Source organism: Streptomyces sp. AC627_RSS907, assembly GCF_019049165.1.
In genome coordinates, this window is the sequence record NZ_JAGMUE010001367.1 from 1 (window position 1) to 597 (window position 597).

Sequence of the window (597 nt, forward strand, 5' to 3'; positions counted from 1 at the left end):
GTGTTGGCCAGCGTGATGGTGCTGGTGGCGGTCGCCCGCTCGCATGAGGTCGACCGGCAGGCGTCGCCGGCGTTCGCCTCGGGGGACGGAGCGGCTCCACTGACGCGGCCCGCCGGGCCCCCGCCGGGCAGGAGGGGCAGGGCGTCCGCCGTTCTGCGCGGCATTGGTCTCCTGCTGATCGTTTGGCAGATCGATTTCCTGCTGCAATCGGGCTGGGAGAACTACGAACAATTTCTCGTCGGAGAGCAGTTTCTCTTCTCGCTCCTCGACCAGCCCTACATCTGGTCCGCCTGGACCGTGACGCTGATCGCGCTCGCGGCGGGCGCCCGGGGCCCGAGTCGCGCCCCCCACGCCCGACCGCTCGTCCTGATCGCCGCCGTCCTGGTCACCGCCCACGGGGTCAGTGGCGTATCGCGTTATCTAGAGCTCGACCACTTCGGCCATCTGCGTGGCGAGTTGTTCCTGTACATGCCCTTCGTGGAACTCCTCGCCGGTCTGGTGGCACTCCTCGCGCTGGCCTCGCCCGGCCCCGGCCCCGGCCCTGTCCCTGGGGCGGCGGCCGGTTGGGGGCCGCCGCCGCCGGGCTACCGCCCGGGC

1 pseudogene is annotated in these 597 nt (G+C 71.5%); it reads left to right on the top strand.

What is annotated here, in order from left to right:
* Nucleotides 1-597: pseudogene (locus KUM32_RS41960) on the top strand (hypothetical protein); the annotation flags it as partial.